The organism is Picosynechococcus sp. NKBG15041c, from assembly GCF_055380235.1.
In genome coordinates, this window is record NZ_AP040363.1 from 1,998,969 (window position 1) to 2,015,797 (window position 16,829).

General features: G+C 50.2%; 14 protein-coding genes. 8 read left to right on the forward strand and 6 right to left on the reverse strand.

Going from position 1 to position 16,829, the window contains the following annotated elements:
- Nucleotides 1–62 precede the first annotated feature (62 nt).
- The 5 genes from ACZ45B_RS09615 to ACZ45B_RS09635 all read left to right on the forward strand — a co-directional run bounded on the left by ACZ45B_RS09615 (nucleotide 63) and on the right by ACZ45B_RS09635 (nucleotide 5,124).
- The gene (locus ACZ45B_RS09615; RefSeq protein WP_024546703.1) at nucleotides 63–1,172 is read left to right on the forward strand and encodes a hypothetical protein; all 1,110 of its coding nucleotides are present in this window, start codon (nucleotides 63–65) and stop codon (nucleotides 1,170–1,172) included.
- Nucleotides 1,173–1,713: 541 nt separating this feature from the next.
- Nucleotides 1,714–3,051, forward strand: coding sequence for a putative bifunctional diguanylate cyclase/phosphodiesterase (locus ACZ45B_RS09620; protein ID WP_024546702.1), 1,338 nt, complete (start codon nucleotides 1,714–1,716; stop codon nucleotides 3,049–3,051).
- A 95-nt stretch (nucleotides 3,052–3,146) separates the two neighbouring features.
- Nucleotides 3,147–3,785 (forward strand): hypothetical protein, encoded by a 639-nt coding sequence (locus ACZ45B_RS09625; RefSeq protein ID WP_024546701.1) that lies wholly within the window; start codon nucleotides 3,147–3,149, stop codon nucleotides 3,783–3,785.
- Nucleotides 3,786–3,799: 14 nt separating this feature from the next.
- Nucleotides 3,800–4,708 (forward strand): pentapeptide repeat-containing protein, encoded by a 909-nt coding sequence (locus tag ACZ45B_RS09630; RefSeq protein WP_024546700.1) that lies wholly within the window; start codon nucleotides 3,800–3,802, stop codon nucleotides 4,706–4,708.
- Nucleotides 4,709–4,743: 35 nt separating this feature from the next.
- Entirely contained in the window at nucleotides 4,744–5,124 is a 381-nt protein-coding gene (locus tag ACZ45B_RS09635; protein WP_024546699.1) for a hypothetical protein, read from the forward strand.
- Nucleotides 5,125–5,176: 52 nt separating this feature from the next.
- Here the strand turns inward: ACZ45B_RS09635 and glgB are convergent, their stop codons facing one another.
- The 5 genes from glgB to ACZ45B_RS09660 all read right to left on the reverse strand — a co-directional run bounded on the left by glgB (nucleotide 5,177) and on the right by ACZ45B_RS09660 (nucleotide 12,120).
- A complete protein-coding gene (glgB, locus tag ACZ45B_RS09640) occupies nucleotides 5,177–7,504 on the reverse strand; it encodes a 1,4-alpha-glucan branching enzyme (RefSeq protein ID WP_024546698.1) in 2,328 nt (775 codons plus the stop codon).
- 296 nt (nucleotides 7,505–7,800) lie between these two features.
- Nucleotides 7,801–8,580 (reverse strand): hydroxyacylglutathione hydrolase, encoded by a 780-nt coding sequence (gloB, locus tag ACZ45B_RS09645; protein WP_024546697.1) that lies wholly within the window; start codon nucleotides 8,578–8,580, stop codon nucleotides 7,801–7,803.
- Between the two features lie 68 nt (nucleotides 8,581–8,648).
- Nucleotides 8,649–9,563: a branched-chain amino acid transaminase gene (locus ACZ45B_RS09650; RefSeq protein ID WP_024546696.1), complete on the reverse strand. Its 915-nt coding sequence runs from the start codon at nucleotides 9,561–9,563 to the stop codon at nucleotides 8,649–8,651.
- 85 nt (nucleotides 9,564–9,648) lie between these two features.
- Nucleotides 9,649–11,424, reverse strand: coding sequence for a M61 family metallopeptidase (locus ACZ45B_RS09655; RefSeq protein ID WP_024546695.1), 1,776 nt, complete (start codon nucleotides 11,422–11,424; stop codon nucleotides 9,649–9,651).
- A 15-nt stretch (nucleotides 11,425–11,439) separates the two neighbouring features.
- Nucleotides 11,440–12,120, reverse strand: coding sequence for a Crp/Fnr family transcriptional regulator (locus tag ACZ45B_RS09660; RefSeq protein ID WP_024546694.1), 681 nt, complete (start codon nucleotides 12,118–12,120; stop codon nucleotides 11,440–11,442).
- A gap of 229 nt (nucleotides 12,121–12,349) precedes the next feature.
- Between ACZ45B_RS09660 and pap the strand changes: the two genes are divergently transcribed.
- Nucleotides 12,350–13,861 (forward strand): polyphosphate:AMP phosphotransferase, encoded by a 1,512-nt coding sequence (gene pap, locus ACZ45B_RS09665; RefSeq protein WP_024546693.1) that lies wholly within the window; start codon nucleotides 12,350–12,352, stop codon nucleotides 13,859–13,861.
- 17 nt (nucleotides 13,862–13,878) lie between these two features.
- Here pap and folK read toward each other — a convergent pair whose 3' ends face one another.
- The gene (gene folK, locus ACZ45B_RS09670) at nucleotides 13,879–14,373 is read right to left on the reverse strand and encodes a 2-amino-4-hydroxy-6-hydroxymethyldihydropteridine diphosphokinase (RefSeq protein ID WP_024546692.1); all 495 of its coding nucleotides are present in this window, start codon (nucleotides 14,371–14,373) and stop codon (nucleotides 13,879–13,881) included.
- 128 nt (nucleotides 14,374–14,501) lie between these two features.
- Between folK and ACZ45B_RS09675 the strand changes: the two genes are divergently transcribed.
- Together ACZ45B_RS09675 and fabD are read left to right on the forward strand one after the other, a co-directional pair.
- Nucleotides 14,502–15,836: a histidine phosphatase family protein gene (locus tag ACZ45B_RS09675; RefSeq protein ID WP_024546691.1), complete on the forward strand. Its 1,335-nt coding sequence runs from the start codon at nucleotides 14,502–14,504 to the stop codon at nucleotides 15,834–15,836.
- Nucleotides 15,837–15,941: 105 nt separating this feature from the next.
- On the forward strand, nucleotides 15,942–16,820 hold the full coding sequence (fabD, locus tag ACZ45B_RS09680; protein ID WP_024546690.1) for an ACP S-malonyltransferase: 879 nt from the start codon (nucleotides 15,942–15,944) through the stop codon (nucleotides 16,818–16,820).
- Nucleotides 16,821–16,829 lie beyond the last annotated feature (9 nt).

The following is a 16,829-nucleotide window of genomic DNA, read 5'->3' on the forward strand; positions in this document are numbered from 1 at the left end:
GCACGGCAGGCGATCGCCTGGGATTTGTTAGGCTGTTCCTGCAGATAGCCTAAATTCACACCATGTTTTTTAAGCAACTCACCAGCTGGGACCGCTGGAATCAATTTCTTGTGAGTTTGTCGATTCTCGCTTTTTTACCACTGCAACTCCCCCAGGTCAGTCGTAATGCCGCTGTCATCGCCACCGGTGATCCAGCGGCGATCGCAACCCTAGCCGTGATTCCCATTGGCGGTTATGGGGCGGGGATGCTAGGCAATCTTCTGCTGATGAATTTTCTGGCAAGTCAACGGGAATTTTGGGGAGCGACGGTGCAAGCCGTGGGCATTGTCACCGCCGCCGTCGTCTTGTTTCAACTGTTCCAGGTGATGTTGATTCCGGGTTGGCTCTTCTTTCCGGCCGCCCTCTTGCTCGGCGTGGGCATGGTACTAAACTATCTGTATTTTTTCCTGGGCGATCGCCCAGGCTGGCAAGAACAATTTTGGCCCCACTGGCGTCAGGTTTTGCAATGGCTGGGCATTGCCCTCTTACCTGCTTTGGTGGTGATGCAACTCCATGAAGCATTTTGGCCAAATTTACCAGAATGGCCTGGGGGCATTGGGGTAGTGCTCCTATTGGGTGGATTGGCCGCGCGATTGGGGCAACGACAAACAGCAGCTGTTCCTAATTTTTTTCAACAGCAAAACCACTGGCGTCGGGGAGTGATCACCCAAGCGGCTTGGTTGAAAAGCTGGCTCCGACGGGGTTGGCGGGGGCTCGCTGGTTGGACAGCGAATCTTTTGTTTATGTTTAATTCCCTGGCTCAGTTCACAAATTGTCTGGTACATCCTGAGCACCTGGCAGCTCTGTCTTTGACAACCCAAGGGCTCTTTGTGGCGGGCAACCTTTTGATGCTTTCTCGCTCAGGAACGCTACTGATCGCCGGTAAAGATCGCATCTGGTGTGCCAGTACCCTTTGGGATCTGCTCATGCGGGTGGGCATTTTTGCTTGTTTGCTCCGGGCAGGGTTGTTGGGATTGCTTGGTTTTGGTCTGTTGTGCGGGGCGATCGCCCTCTATTTGAGTTTTATTTTTGTGATGACCAAGCGCTCATATCCGGCCTCTTCTTTGATTTGTACCATTGTTTTTCTCTTGGTTGGCCGCGTTCCCCGCTGGCAGGCCCTCGAAAATCTCTAATTTATGCTGCAGTGAGCCAGGCGATCGCCCAGATATTTTCTTATATCGCTACATAATAATACAATCAAAATTCAAAGAATTCATACAGAAAGCCTAGTGTTTGAGATACTTACTTTTTGCTTTTGAGATTTTAATGCTGTTCATCAATGTCAAGCGATAATGTGATTAGTGTTTTTCGAGGGCTATTTATCTCGCAAATGCAAATTTACCTGCTTTATTAATGACTTGCAGCCGTGAAAAGACTAACCCAAAAATTGATTGAAAATAAGTTGAACTATTCTTAGGTAATTTTTAATATTGGCTCATTAGAATAAACCCACTGACTCAAAAAAGACTTATTCTAATGGGGGGATTGTTTCAATCCTATTTGTGCATTCCGATCAAAATATTGTCACTTTAAATACCGTCTTTCCCGAAAAGGAGTGGCTAAATGGGCATATTCACATCAAACTCCTCCGTAAATCACCATTGAGACCCTCTGTCTTGACACAAAAAAAACTATTTTCAGACAACTGGCCCAACGAATAAACGGATTAAAAAGATGACAAAAACACAGCCTCCTCGCCCCCATGTGACCGGCCAATCTGACCCCAAAAGCTTTTTTCAAGCTATCAGTCAGGAGTATGAATCTGAATCTCAGATCGGCGTGTTTTGTCTTGTTTTTGATCGATTTCAGCGGATGAATGAAAACCTTGGCCACAAAGCGGCAAATCTTCTTTTTGCCCAGGCGACAAGACGTTTAAATAAGCTGGTTAGTCGCTACGGAAAATTATTTCATCTCAATGGTTTTGAATTCTGTATCATCCTCAAGCCTCTCCCCAACAAAAAGGCGATCGCCGACATCGCCCAAGAAATTCTCCAGGCTTTTTCCCGGACTTTTTCTGTCACCCATGGCCAAGAAACCTTTGTTAGCGTCAGTATTGGCATCTCTGTGTATGTGCGGGATGGTTTCGACTTCGAAGCGCTCCTTAAAAATGCCCACACAGCAATGCTCCGGGTCAATAAGCAGGGAGGGAATTTATCGATGTTTTATTCCATGGCTTTTAATGTCGGCCTATCAAACTTCACTTCCTTAGAAACAGAACTGCGTAAGGCGATCGCCCAAGGGCAACTCGAAGTCGTCTATCAACCCAAAATTAATATCCAGACCGGGCAGCTTACGGGGGCTGAAGCCCTATTGCGTTGGTTTCACCCGACCCATGGCCTCATTTCCCCTCGACAATTCATTCCCCTAGCGGAAGAAACAGGGTTGATTATTCCCATCGGTGAATTTGTTTTACAAAAAGCCTGCCAACAACTGCGGCAATGGAAAATGGCAGGCCTCCAAGACTTCACCCTGTCGGTCAACCTTTCAGCCCGGCAATTTACCCAATTAGATTTACACCAGCGTCTCAGCCAAATCTTGATCGAACATCAACTCAAGCCCCAGGATATCGAGCTAGAACTTACAGAAAGCACCCTTGTTGGCCATGGGGATGCCTCGATTCGTCGCCTCAAAGCCTTAAAGACCCTGGGCGTCCAAATTTCCCTCGATGACTTTGGTACCGGGTACTCTGGCCTCAGTTATTTACAACATGCTTGCTTTGACACCGTAAAAATTGACCGCTCCTTCATCAACAAAATTCACAGCAATCCCGTCAATGGGGTCATCATTAAGGCGATTATCACCATGGCCCACAAGCTCAACCTCAAAGTAATCGCCGAGGGCGTAGAAAGCCAAGAAGAACTCGAATTTCTCAAACAGTTTAACTGCGATGAGATTCAAGGATTTGTTTTTAGTCGCCCGATCCAAGCGGCAGAATTTGAGCGATCGCCTTTTATGGCAAATGCCTTTGAACGCCTTTTTCACAATGACAAAAGCCTGGTGTTAGCTGCCTAATTCTGCACGAAAAACTCCCCTAAGACATCCCAGCATTGCCCAGAAGTGGGGTACACTTTTAACCCAGGAAACCCAGACAACACAGGGAGAAAATCTTGGGCATTGAACTGCGCAGCTATGTGTACCTCGATAGCTTGCAACCGCAACACGCATCCTATATCGGAACGGTCGCCCTCGGATTTTTGCCTCTACCAGGAGATTCGTCCCTCTGGATCGAAGTATCCCCAGGGATTGAGATTAATCGCATTACCGATGTCGCCCTAAAGTCTACTTCTGTGCGCCCAGGGGTACAGTTCGTTGAGCGTTTGTATGGCCTCCTCGAAATTCACTCTCCCCGCCAAGGGGAAACCAAAGCTGCGGGCCAAGCGATTCTCGATGCCCTCGGCGTCACCGCCAGAGATTGTCTAAAGCCAGAAGTCGTTTCTAGCCAGATCATCCGCAATATTGACGCCCACCAAGCCCAGTTGATTAACCGCAACCGCCGGGGACAAATGCTCTTGGCAGGTCAGACGCTCTATGTACTTGAAGTGCAACCCGCTGCCTATGCTGCCCTCGCCGCCAATGAAGCGGAAAAATATGCCCAGATTAATATTCTCCAAGTGACGGCGGTGGGGAGTTTTGGGCGGGTTTATCTCGGCGGAGAAGAGCGAGATATTATTGCCGGTTCCCAAGCGGCGTTAGCAGCTTTGGCCAATGCCCCTGGCCGGCCCCGTATCCAACAACATCAAGAATAGTCGGCAAGTAACCCATGGTATCCCCTGCACTTTCCGTTCTCCAACAAGGCACTCTCGCTTGGCATCGATGGCGACAAACCCAGACGGCGATCGCCCTCGATTTACGCCAAGCAGATCTGCAGGGATTGAATCTGCGGGGCATTGATCTGAGCCATTGTGATTTGTCCCAGAGTCAGTTAAGCAACAGTCGGCTGATCGCTGCTGACCTAACCAAGGCCAATCTCAGTGGTGCCTTCGGGGAAGAGATGCACTTAGGAGAGGCGAATCTCCAGTATCTCCACGGTAGTAACGGCCATTTCAGCCATAGCTATTTTGTGGGGGCAGATTTGAGTTTTGCCTGCTTAATTGGAGCTGATCTGCGTTATTGTTCCCTTGAAAATGTCAACTTTTTCCGCACGAATTTGATTGGGGCCAATCTCCGCTGTAGCAGTTTAGTGGGGGCAAATCTAACTGAAACCCAACTGCGTCGCGCCAATCTGAGCGAAACTGATTTGAATGAGGTGAGTCTCAATGAGACGGATTTAAGTCAGGCGAATCTGTTTGAGGCGGAGTTAGCCCGAGGGCAATTGTACAAAGCGCAACTGATCGGGACAAATTTAACTAGGGCGCACCTCCACCACAGCTATCTCATGCGGGCCAATTTCACCGGCGCAACACTCCGTCATACTGATCTGCGCTGGAGTAATTTGACCCATGCAAAATTGCTAGGGTCGAATTTGCAGGGGGCAAAGTTACGGGGGGCGGATCTAAGTTTCAGTGATTTTACCGGGGCTAATCTGACCAAAGCGAATTTACGGGGCTGTCAGCTGCGGGGCACAAATTTCCAAAATGCAAATTTAACTGGTGCTAATTTTGAAGAAGTTTCTTTGGGTCAGGCCAATTTTCAGGGGGCAATTATGCCCAATGGCGATCGCCACCCCTAAGATAGAATCAAACCTCCCCAAGGAGTAAAACATCAGTGGCAGACTCTGGCGATCGCCTGGGAGAAAATCCCCTCCGCAAACTACGCCTTTACCTCTATCTTGTGCCTGTTTTAGGTGCTGGCCCCGCCCTCTGGCAACTCTATCGACGCTCAGGCGATCGCCGCGAACAACGGGTTGCCCGCCAGGGGGTCACTTTAATGTTCAGTTGGCTCGTGCTGTACCTGAGTTTAGGCTGGGGCGGCGAACATTTAGCAGACGTGGGTAACTTTCGGCTGCTGTTTTTAAACACCCTCCTCACCTCTGGCTATTTCCTCAGTTGTTTCTTCTTGATGCTACAGGTTTGGCGAAAAACAGGTAACACCGAGCCGTTAAACCCTGATGTGATGCCTGAAAATATCCCCCCCAGCAGTCACTGAAGGGGCACTTTCTTCTAGAACACCCTGTCACTGCCTTGGATTTCCAGCAACCTTAGGAAGATACGGCCTGGGCTTTATCGGCTTGCTTCTTTGCTAACATTACCGCCGTTTTTTCCCGGTCAATCTTCAAGATCACCACACCAAGGGGCGGCAGGCATAGATCGACAGAATAGGGCAGATTGTGAAAACTCCAGTCTTCCGTCCAAACGCCGCTAAAGTTCAATAAATTACTCCCGCCAAAAACCTCTGCATCACTGTTAAAGATCTCTTGGTAGTGGCCTGCTTCTGGCATCCCAACGCGGTAGTGGCTGTGGGGTTGGGGCGTGAAATTACACACCACAACTAGAAAATCATTGGGATCCTTGGCCCGTCGAATAAAAGAAAGCACGCTGTTTTGGTTGTCAGAGCAATCAATCCACTGGAAACCCTCTTCCTCAAAATCTCGCTCATAAAGGGCTGGCTCTTGTTTATATAAGCCGTTGAGCGTGGTAAAAAAGCCCCGTAATTTTTGGTGAGGTTCATGTTGTAGCAAATCCCAGTCCAGGTCATCCCACTCATTCCACTCATTCCACTGGCCAAACTCCATACTCATGAACATGGTCTTTTTGCCAGGGTGGGCAAACATATAGGAAAACAGTGCCCGGACATTCGCAAACTTTTGCCATGGATCCCCAGGCATTTTACCGATGATCGAACTTTTCCCGTGGACCACCTCATCGTGGGAAAGAGCCAGCATATAGTTTTCATTGTTGTGGTACCACATACTGAAGGTGATGCTGTTTTGGTGATGCTGCCGGAACCAGGGATCCATCTTGAAATACTTGAGGTTGTCATGCATCCAGCCCATATTCCACTTGAGGTTAAATCCTAATCCCCCCAAGTAGGTGGGACGAGAAACCATCGGCCAAGCCGTAGATTCTTCCGCCACGGAAATAATCCCTGGATAGTATTTAAAGATTAAGTTATTGGTCTGCCGGAGAAATTCAACCGCTTCGAGGTGTTCATTGCCACCGTAGTCATTGGGTAACCATTCCCCCTCTTCACGGTCGTAGTTGAGGTAGAGCATCGATGCCACCGCATCTACGCGAATCCCGTCAATGTGATATTTATCGAACCAGAAAAGGGCATTGGCGATGAGGAAATTACGAACTTCGTTGCGGTTGTAGTTAAAGATTAAAGTTCCCCAACCCTTGTGTTCTCCTTTGCGGGGGTCGGCATGTTCATAAAGATGAGTACCGTCGAAATAGGCTAAACCATGGGCATCTTTGGGGAAGTGGCCAGGCACCCAATCCACAAGTACACCGATACCATTGGCATGGCACTGGTCAATGAAATACATCAAATCTTCGGGATTCCCAAAGCGGGAAGTGGGGGAATAGTAGCCCGTGACTTGGTAGCCCCAAGAACCATCGAAGGGGTGTTCGGCGATGGGTAAAAGCTCAATGTGGGTGTAGCCCATTTCCTTGATGTAAGGGATGAGTTTATCGACCAGTTCGTAATAACTGAGATAACGCGCGCCGGTTTTATGGTCATTGACGGGAATAGGATCCACTTCGCCGGAAAGCAGTTTCATTTTTTCAGCGGCGGAACCGTGGAGCCAGGAACCGAGGTGCAGCTCATAAATGGAAACGGGATTTTTGAGGGGATCTTGTTTAGCCCGTTGCTCTAGCCAGGCGTGGTCTTGCCATTGATATTGGTCGAGGTCGGTGACGATGGAGGCAGTGTCGGGACGCACTTCCCGGAAAAAGCCGTAGGGGTCGGATTTTTCGTAGATATGGCCGTGTTGATTTTTGATTTCATACTTGTATTTGGTGCCAGGGCCGAGGTCAGGGATGAAGATCCCCCAGATGCCCACATTTAAGCGGCGCATTTGGTGTTTGCGGCCATCCCAACTGTTGAAATCACCTAGTACGGAGACATTGCGGGCATTAGGGGCCCAGACGGCAAAATATACACCTTTAACGCCATCGACTTCGACGAGGTGTGCCCCTAGTTTGTTGTAAATGCGGTGGTGGTTTCCTTCACCAAAGAGGTGTAAATCGAGGTCACTGATGTGGGGCGCTTCGGCAAAGGCGTAGGGATCGTTGATCGTGATTTGGCGATCGCCTTCCTGGAGTTTGAGTTGATATTTTGGTGTGGTGTCACTATGGAGGGTGCATTCAAAAAAGTGGGGGTGGTGCACCGGGACCATGGGGTGTTCTGTTTGGGAAGCGGTATCAATCACCCAGGCTTGGCTTGCGGAGGGAAGATAGGCACGGATTGACCAAATTGTCGGATTGGGATCGTCGTTGCCTGGGTGACAGCCAAGGACCGCGTGGGGGTTGTCGTGGTGATTAGAGACAATTTGGTTGACCTGGTCTTGGGTGAGGAGAGTAGGCATTATGGCAGTTACCGAAACAGTAAATAAAAGGTTTATTAAAAAAGTGAATGCAAGAAACCACAGGGGCTTGGGGATGATTGTGACAAAGAGAACTTAGGAGAAATGTCGTGGCTGATACGCCAATCCTGATCCCGCGTCATGGGGTCTGCTTTTTTCGGGAATGGGAGAAAAAATGATCGATTTAGCCCTATTTTAGAAGACAGATCTTCACTGTAAACGGTTTTAGCAGATCCGCAATCGTTCCCCTGGGAGATGGTTTGATTTTTTAATCAAAGGGAAAAATCTGGCCTGGAACCTCAAAAAAGGTCGCGCTTGCCCCGTAATTTCGTAAAGGTGTGCAGGGGATCAGTCGTTTTTAGATTTGCTTGCAGCAGGTGATCGCCACAACGCAAAAACGGATTGGTCTGCTTTTCTAAACCCAAAACTGTCGGAATCGTCGGTTCCTGCTGCTGCCGTTGGGTCTGCACTCGCCGCAACCGGGCTTGCAGTGCCTCATTTTCTGGATTCACCGTTAGAGAAAACTGAATATTTTTGAGGGTGTATTCATGGGCGCACCAAATTCGGGTTTCATCTGGCAACCGGCAAATCTGCTGCAATGAGGCAAAAAGTTGCACCGGGGTGCCCTCCCGTAGGCGGCCACAGCCATTGGCAAAGAGCGTATCGCCACAAAACAAGTCACCATTTTCTGCGGGCTGAATCGGCGGGAAATAGTAGGCGATGTGGCCCTGGGTATGGCCTGGGACAAATAAGATCTCCGCTGTACGATCGCAAATGTTTAGGCGATCGCCTACCCTAAGACTCACCGTTTGCCCTGGGATCCGTCCTTTTTCTGAATCTACAGCGCTGCCATACACAGGTGCCGTAGGAAAATGTTCTAATAACTGACGATTGCCGCCCACATGGTCAAAATGATGGTGGGTAATCAAGATCGCCTTGAGAGTTAAATTTTCCCTGTTTAGATAATCCAGCACCACGTTACTATCACCTGGATCAACAACGACACAGTCTCCTATTGATCGATCAACCAAGAGAAAAACGTAGTTATCACGAAAGGCTGGTAAGCGAACAATTTCCATGGTTAAGTTCCCCCGTAAGTCATGCTTGTTGATCCTAACAAGGGGAATCCCGTACAAAAAATGAGTGCTTAATTAAGAGAAATTTTATAAACCCAGTCACTAAAGTCAGAATCACGGTTTTCAGTAATGGCCGTTAGTTTTTCCCGCAGCTTTTCGGTGATGGGCCGTTCCGTGGGTAAAGTATAGTTTTCAACCCGTTTAACGGGCGTGACTTTTGCCGCTGTACCGCTTAAAAAGACCTCATCGGCGATCAGCAATTCCGACTTATCGATGGGTCGTTCAACAACTTCGATGCCTAGGTGTTTCGCCACGGTGACAATACTATCGCGGGTAATGCCTTCGAGGATATCTTGGTCAGAGCCTGGGGTAATCAGTTTGCCGTTCCGGACGATAAAGACATTCATGCCAGACGCCTCACAGACTTTCCCCTGGGAATTCATCAACAGCGCTTCATCAAATCCAGAGGCGACAGCTTCAGTTTTCGCCAGGGCAGAGGCAATGTAAGCACCGCTAATTTTGCCCCGGAGCGGGAAACTGCGGTCTTCTTGGCGTGTCCAGGAACTAATGCGGCAGGCGATTCCTTCAGGAGAAAGGTAATCTCCTAACTCGAGGCCATAGACAAAAAAGTCCTTTTCAATATTGTGGAGTCGGGGAGCAATGCCGAGGTCAGAGGTGTAGACAAAGGGACGGATGTAGAAGGATTTCGTCGGGCGATTTTTTTTGACGAAATCAACGATTACATGCTCGATTTTGTCGGCGGGGAGATCGAAATGGAGGAATTTGGCGCTATTGCTCAGGCGACGGCAGTGGCGCTCTAGGCGAAACAGGAGAATTTGCTCAGAATTGTTTGGATCAGGAATGCCCCGGAGTCCCCCAAATGCACCTGTGCCATAGTGGAGGGCATGGGTGGCGATGGAAATATTGGCGTCGGTGAAGGGAACGAATTTTCCTTGGAAGTAGGCGGTGGGGAGAAAATTGTGCATGGGTTGGGGCAAACGGTAAGGTTCGGGAAAATTACAAGCTAAAACAATGGTGGGGCAAGAATACCGATTTTACCGCACCTGAATCTTAGGGATTCAGCCAGCCCTCGAGATTCTGCAACTGCTCGGCAGTGGCCTGGGGATTCTTCACAACTTGATAACTGCTCGGTTGGGGGGCGGCAAGGGTAACGGCAAGGGTTTTTAGTTGGTCTTGGTGAAAAATCGTGATCGAAATTGTATCACCTGCTTGGTAGTTCTGAAGGCGGCCATTCAGTTGCTCGGCGGTGGTGCGATAGTTGGCGATCGCCAAAAGTTCATCTTCTGGATCAATGCCGGCGCGGTGGGCGGGGGAATCGTAATTAACGCTTTGGATCACGGTGCGATTATTTTGATCAGCAACAGTAATCCCCAGGTAGGGTAATTCTTGCGGTTCAAAGATTGGCTTCAGCTGTAGGCCGAAGTCGGCAAGGGCAGCTTCGAGGGGCAATTCGGCGGTGGTGTGGAGATAGGTTTGGAAAAAGGCTGTCAAATCCTCTCCGGCCACATAACTAATAATTTGTTCCACCTGGGTGGCGGTGAAACCCACTTCTGGCTTGCCAAATTTTTCCCATAGGATCCGCAACACATCATGGAGGGATTTTTGGTTTTGGTGGCGATCGCGAATCTTGAGATCTAACAGGAGGGCAACCAGAGCGCCTTTGAGATAATAGGACATCTGGTTATTGTTGCTGTAGGCTTCGCGGCGGTAGAGTTTAATCCAGGCATCAAAGCTCGACTCGGCCAGGGGCTGCACCAGACGCCCAGGGGTCAGCAGATAGCGGCTCAGGTCTTTGCCGAGGCTTTCGAGGAAAAAGGCTTTGTCATAGATCCCGGCCCACAAAGGAATAAGCAGATCGTAATAACTGGTCACCCCCTCGGCGAACCAGAGGGAAGGGGTGTAGTTTTCCGTCTCGTAGTCGAAGGTTTCTAGTTCCTTGGGGCGGATTCGTTTCACATTCCACAAATGGAAAAATTCGTGGGCCACCAACTGCATGAAGCGATTGTACTGGTCCGGTTTTTTAAAGCCGAAGCGGGGATAATTTAACGAGCAGCTTTCCTTATGTTCGAGGCCGCCATAACCACTGCCAGACAGGTGCAGCAGAAACATATATTCGTCGTAGGGCAGTTCCCCGCCGAAAATCTTGGCTTCGGTTTGGATGATTTTTTTCGTGTCGGCGATCGCCTTTTCCGCATCAAAATTCCCTTCACCCCAAACGACCCAACGGTGGGGTTTCCCTTCACAGAGAAACTCATGGCTTTCGTGGATCCCGACTTCGACGGGGCTATCCACCAACACATCGAAATTCTCCACCCAAAAACAATTGTCCTGGTCTTCGATCAGGGGCAGGGTAGTATTCACTTCCCAGGCGATGTGGGGCGGTTCCACAGCTAAAGTGCAGGCTTGGTCTTGGTAACCGGGAATAAAACAGAAGAGAGCGGCACCGTTGAAATAGCCGTGGGTTTCGTCCAGGTGGTTTGTGCGCACGCTCAGGTCATTGGCATAGACCCGGTAATGCACTTGAATGTCGGCGATGTTCTCCGTCTCAATTTGCCAGTGGTTTTTACTCACCTTGCGCCAAGGTAACTCAGTCCCTGTCGGAGTTGTGGCCCGAAAATCCTGGAGATGACGCGAATATTCTCGCACCATATAGGAACCGGGGGTCCACACGGGCATTTTTAGATCCAATTTGGCCGCTTCCCATTGACTGACCGCGATCGTCACCTCAAACAGGTGGGTTTGGGGCTGGGGCATGGCTACCCGATAGGCGATCGCCACCTTACTTTGAACTGTTGTTGTCGAGAAAGTTGTTGCCGTATGAACCATCAAAAAAACCTGCTTCTAAGCCCGATTTGCTAAATTTGTCAGTTGCTTAAAGTTAATCAAGTGGATGCGACCTTCACCAATTTCGATCCAGCCTTTCCCTTCTAGTTTAGACAGAATCATTTCCACTTCTTTGGGGGTAATATCCGCCACATCCGCAAGGTCTGACACTGAGAGTTGAATGATCTCCATCCCTTGATCGGTCGGTTGACCATAGTTTTCGGCCAGTAGGAGGAGGGTTTTGACCAATTTCAAGGCAGGGGGCTGTTTGCGCCAATAAAACCGGGCATTGGCATTGCGGAGACGGCGCACCATCAGTTGCAGCATTTTGTGGTGCAGTTGGGGATCTTTAAACAAGAGTTGGATAAACCGCTGGGCCGAAACGCTGAAGAGCTTCACCGTTGAAAGAGCAACGACATCAGTGGAACGGGGCGATTCATCGAGCACCGACATTTCCCCAAAGAAATCTCCTTCACCCATAATCGCTAAGGTGACAGTTTCGTTGTCCCCCGTTAAGCGCCGTACCTTGATCCAACCGGATTCAATGAAGTAGACGGCATTGCCCCAGGAGTCTTCCATCAAAACAGTCCGTTCAGCGGGATACTCATGCTCTGTGGTGACGGACAGGAGCCATTCGATGGTTTCGGGATTTGCGGTACTAAAGAGAGGAAAAAGCTCGCTAAAAGCTTCGATGTCCATGAAGTTTTTTCGGGTGTGCGGAATTAAACAGGCTATTTGGCGTGACTGTTGGCTGCTATTTTCTCATGTTTTCTTTTCAGAATAGCTCACTTTGGTGGGATGACCGCTCCAGGCGATCGCCGCCCATGGTGTTGTTTACCTTAGATTAAGCTTTGCAGTCTAATGGGCCTGGAAACAAATCCCCTTGGCATAATTTGGATTGGAGCACAACAAGGAATGAAAATAGCCTGTGTTAAATACCCTCGACCTCAAGCGATCGCTGGACAAAGATACTTACAAGGATCAGTTAGAAGAGCTGATGCAGCAGTTGCGCACCCTGCAAACGGCCTGCTGGCAGCACCAGTTACCAGTGACTGTGGTGCTTGAGGGGTGGGCCGCTGCCGGGAAGGGAGCTTTGGTCAAAAAAATGACCAATTACATGGATCCCCGGGGCTTTTCGGTGTTGCCGATCTTCGAACCCTCTTCCCGGGAAAAGCACTACCCATTCCTTTGGCGCTTTTGGCACAAACTCCCTGCCAAGGGTAGCATCGCTTTTTTCTACCACAGTTGGTATACCCATGTTCTTGAAGATCGCCTCTTTGCACGCCTAGACCCCCTAGAAGTGCCCTCAGTGGTGCGAGAAATCAATGGTTTTGAGCGTCAATTGGTCGATGATGGCATGGCGATCGCCAAATTTTGGATTCACCTGTCCCAAAAAGAGCTCAAAAAACGCCTCAAGGAAGCCGAAGCCGACGAACTCGAAGCCTGGCGGGTGCGCCCAGAGGATTGGCAACAGGCGAAAAATTACGACGAATACCAGAGCCTCGCTGAAGAAATGCTGATCTACACCAGCACCGGCGCTGCTCCCTGGACTTTGGTGGAAGGGAACGATTACCGCTGGTCAGAAATCAAAGTGCTCTCCCAACTGGTGGCCACCATTGTCGAAGCCCTCGATCGCCGCAAAATTACTCTCCCCGCAGCGGTGGACATTAAACCCCAATCTCAACTCCTCCCTACAGAACCAGATTTCCTGGCCAAGGTGGATTTAAGCCAAACCTTAGACCAAAAAGAATATAAAAAGCGTTTGCGGGCAGCTCAGATCAAACTCCGGCAACTGCAACTGAAGATTCACCAAGAAAAATTACCCGTGCTCCTCCTCTTCGAAGGGTGGGATGCCGCTGGCAAGGGGGGCGCGATTAAACGCTTAACCGACGTGCTCGATCCCCGCAGTTATAAAGTGGATGCCTTTGGTGCCCCCACCGCAGAGGAAAAACGTTACCATTACCTCTGGCGTTTTTCCCGTCACCTGCCGGGCATGGGAACGATTGGCATTTTTGACCGCAGTTGGTATGGGCGGGTGCTGGTGGAGCGAGTCGAAGGTTTTGCCACGGAGGCGGAATGGAAGCGGGCCTACCGGGAAATCAATGAATTTGAGGCTCAGCTCACCCGGAAGGGCTATGTGTTGGTTAAATTTTGGCTCCACATCGATCAAGCAGAACAGCTGCAACGCTTTGAGCAGCGGCGAGAGAATCCTTTTAAGCAATACAAATTAACAGACGAAGATTGGCGCAACCGGGAAAAATGGGATGAATATGATGTGGCGATCAATCAGGCGATCGCCCGCACCAGTACCCCCGCTGCCCCCTGGAGCATTGTCCCGGCCAATGACAAGCTCTTTGCCCGGGTGTTTGTAATCGAAAAAGTCATTGAGGCGATCGAAGACAAGCTAAAAAGTCTCAAGGATCAAGAAAACCATACCTAACTGAAATTGACCTGCGCCTAGGATGATAACTTTTGAATTCCAGCAGTTGGTAGCTGGGCTGTTAAAGCCTGGATTGTTTGTTGACTACAGGGCTCCCGCCAATGGGGGGCAATTTCTGCGAGGGGCACGAGGACAAAAGCCCGCTCCTGCATCCGGGGGTGAGGCACTTGTAAGTGGGGAAAATCAATAATGTCTTGACCATACAAAATCAGATCTAGATCCAAGGTACGTGCTCCCCAGCGTTCCCGTCGCTCTCGACCAAAGTTTTGTTCAATCTCTAAAAGCATCGCCAAAAGCGTTTCGGCCCCTAAATTCGTCACTTGGGCGGTCAGGCAACCATTGATATAGTCCGGTTGGGGCGGGCCCACCGGCGCGGTGCGATACCAACTAGAGCAGGCGGTCAGGGTGAACCTGGGGTGGGCCGTTAATTGGGCGATCGCCTGTTTGAGAATATTAAAAGAATCTCCCAAGTTACTCCCCAAGGCGATCGCCACATCGATTTCCTGCACCATTTTTGCCCCACAATTTTCTCAAAAATCCTTCCAAATCCTAACCTTTTACCCAGACCCCGAACCAGATACTATGGTGTAGGCAAAAATCCCCCCCAATATTTCACACAACCAAAACGGAGGAAACCAAGGTGGCAACCCGCGTCATTATCGTGCGTCACGGACAAAGCAGCTATAACGCCCTCAAGATGATCCAGGGCCGTTGTGACGAATCAGTCCTCACAGACAAAGGTCGCGCCGATGCCGCTACCGTCGGCCAAGCCCTCCAAGGAATCAATTTTGCGGCGATCTACTGCAGCCCCCTCCAACGGGCAAAACAGACTGCTGAAATTATTCACCAACAGCTCGACGGTGTTCCTGCGCCCACCCCAAGTGCATGTCTTTTAGAAATCAACCTGCCCCAGTGGGAAAAACTTCTTAAAACCGAAGTTAAGGAAAAATACCCCGAAGCCTATCGCCTCTGGCACGAAAACCCCGCTGAATTTGCGATGACCCACGCCGATGGCAGTGAGCATTATCCCGTCAAAGACTTATACGACCAGGCGCAACAATTCTGGCAAGAACTCCTCGCCAAGCACCAGGGAGAAACGGTGTTGATCGTCGCCCACAATGGTATTAACCGCTGTCTACTGATGAGCGCTGCGGGTATTCCCCCCAGCAAATACCAGAGCATCCAGCAATCCAACTGCTGCATCAATGTGGTTAACTTCGCCGGTCAACTGGGGGATATTGTCCAGTTTGAATCGATCAACCAAACCGCCCACCTCGGCGTTACCCTGCCTTCCTATCGCCCTGGCCATAATGGTCTACGCCTCCTGCTCGTGCGCCACGGGGAAACTAACTGGAACCGAGAAGGCCGCTTCCAAGGGACGATGGATATCCCCCTCAATGAAAATGGCCAGGCCCAGGCCGCCAAAGCCCAAGCTTTTCTCAAGGATGTGAATTTAGACTTTGCTGTCACCAGCCCTATGAGTCGCCCGAAGGAAACGGCAGAAATTATTCTCCAGGCCCATCCCCAGATTCAACTGGCGACCCATCCCCAGCTCGAAGAGATTGGCCATGGCCTCTGGGAAGGAAAACTAGAGTCCGAAATTGAGGCGGATTTTCCGGGGATGCTCCAGGAATGGCAAACTAAGCCAGAAACGGTGCAGATGCCCGAGGGGGAAAATCTGCAGCAGGTATGGGACCGGGCCAACCAGGCTTGGGATGAAATCGTCGCCCAATATAGCCAAACCTCCAATCAAGTCGGTTTAGTGGTCGCCCACGATGCGATCAATAAAGTGATTCTCTGTCGGGTGATGGGGCTGCAACCGAAGGATATTTGGGCCGTGAAGCAGGGCAACTGTGCGGTCACAGTGGTGGATTATCTTCAGGGAGCCGACAGTGAACCCGTCCTCCAGGCGATGAATATCACCTCCCATCTGGGCTTTGGGGTGATTGATAAAACGGCAGCCGGAGCGCTGTAGGGTTTAAACCAGGGGAAGGCGATCGCCTTCCCTTATAATCAGTTTCTGGATTTTTAGAAATCTGCATCAAAAATCTTTGTAGCAATCGTATTTTGAGGGAGTGTCATGGGTAAAATTGCGTGGGTTTTTCCGGGTCAAGGGTCACAAGCGGTGGGCATGGGGGCAGATCTCGCTGACAATGCGATCGCCCAGGCTAAATTTGCCGAAGCGGAGGCAATTCTCGGCTGGTCTGTGCTCGAAAAATGCCAGGGAGATGAAGCGGAACTCTCCCGCACCCTCTACACCCAACCCTGTCTCTATGTGCTCGAAGCAATTCTCTGCAATCTCTACCGGGAAAAAGCCCCCCAGGTGGATTTTGTGGCGGGCCATAGCCTGGGGGAATATTCTGCCCTCTATGCCGCTGGGGTCTATGATTTTGCCTCGGGTTTGAAACTGGTGCAAAAGCGCGCCCAACTGATGGACCAAGCCTCTGGGGGCAAAATGGCAGCCCTGATGAAATTTGACCGGGCAGAACTGATCGAAAAAATCGCCGCCACCGAGGGCGTCACCCTGGCTAATGACAATAGCGAACAGCAGGTGGTGATTTCTGGTACCCCCGAAGCAGTCGATGCAGTGATGAATGGTGTTAAAACCAAACGGGCGATCGCCTTAAATGTGTCCGGGGCGTTTCACTCCCCCTTTATGGCAGAAGCAGCAGCCCAATTTGAATCGGTCTTGGCCGCCGTCGAGTTTGTTGATGCAAAGATCCCGGTGTTGTCCAATGTTGACCCCCAACCGGAAACCCAAGCAGCGGCCCTCAAAGCCCGGCTCCAAAAGCAGATGACCGGCTCTGTGCGCTGGCTCGAAATTATGAACACCCTCAATGATCTAGAAGTGGCCACTGCCGTGGAAATCGGCCCCGGTAAAGTGCTGACGGGCTTAATTCAACGGACTTGTAAAGAAATGACAACTCAAAATATTAGCGCTTTAGGCAATATCGCGTAGAAATTTTGT

What these genes read in the sequence shown, in the direction of transcription:
- ACZ45B_RS09615 (WP_024546703.1), top strand. Translation starts at nt 63, where the DNA reads ATGTTTTTTAAGCAACTCACCAGCTGGGACCGCTGGAATCAATTTCTT.
- ACZ45B_RS09620 (WP_024546702.1), top strand. Translation starts at nt 1,714, where the DNA reads ATGACAAAAACACAGCCTCCTCGCCCCCATGTGACCGGCCAATCTGAC.
- ACZ45B_RS09630 (WP_024546700.1), top strand. Translation starts at nt 3,800, where the DNA reads ATGGTATCCCCTGCACTTTCCGTTCTCCAACAAGGCACTCTCGCTTGG.
- glgB (WP_024546698.1), bottom strand. Translation starts at nt 7,504, where the DNA reads ATGCCTACTCTCCTCACCCAAGACCAGGTCAACCAAATTGTCTCTAAT.
- gloB (WP_024546697.1), bottom strand. Translation starts at nt 8,580, where the DNA reads ATGGAAATTGTTCGCTTACCAGCCTTTCGTGATAACTACGTTTTTCTC.
- ACZ45B_RS09650 (WP_024546696.1), bottom strand. Translation starts at nt 9,563, where the DNA reads ATGCACAATTTTCTCCCCACCGCCTACTTCCAAGGAAAATTCGTTCCC.
- ACZ45B_RS09655 (WP_024546695.1), bottom strand. Translation starts at nt 11,424, where the DNA reads ATGGTTCATACGGCAACAACTTTCTCGACAACAACAGTTCAAAGTAAG.
- ACZ45B_RS09660 (WP_024546694.1), bottom strand. Translation starts at nt 12,120, where the DNA reads ATGGACATCGAAGCTTTTAGCGAGCTTTTTCCTCTCTTTAGTACCGCA.
- folK (WP_024546692.1), bottom strand. Translation starts at nt 14,373, where the DNA reads ATGGTGCAGGAAATCGATGTGGCGATCGCCTTGGGGAGTAACTTGGGA.
- fabD (WP_024546690.1), top strand. Translation starts at nt 15,942, where the DNA reads ATGGGTAAAATTGCGTGGGTTTTTCCGGGTCAAGGGTCACAAGCGGTG.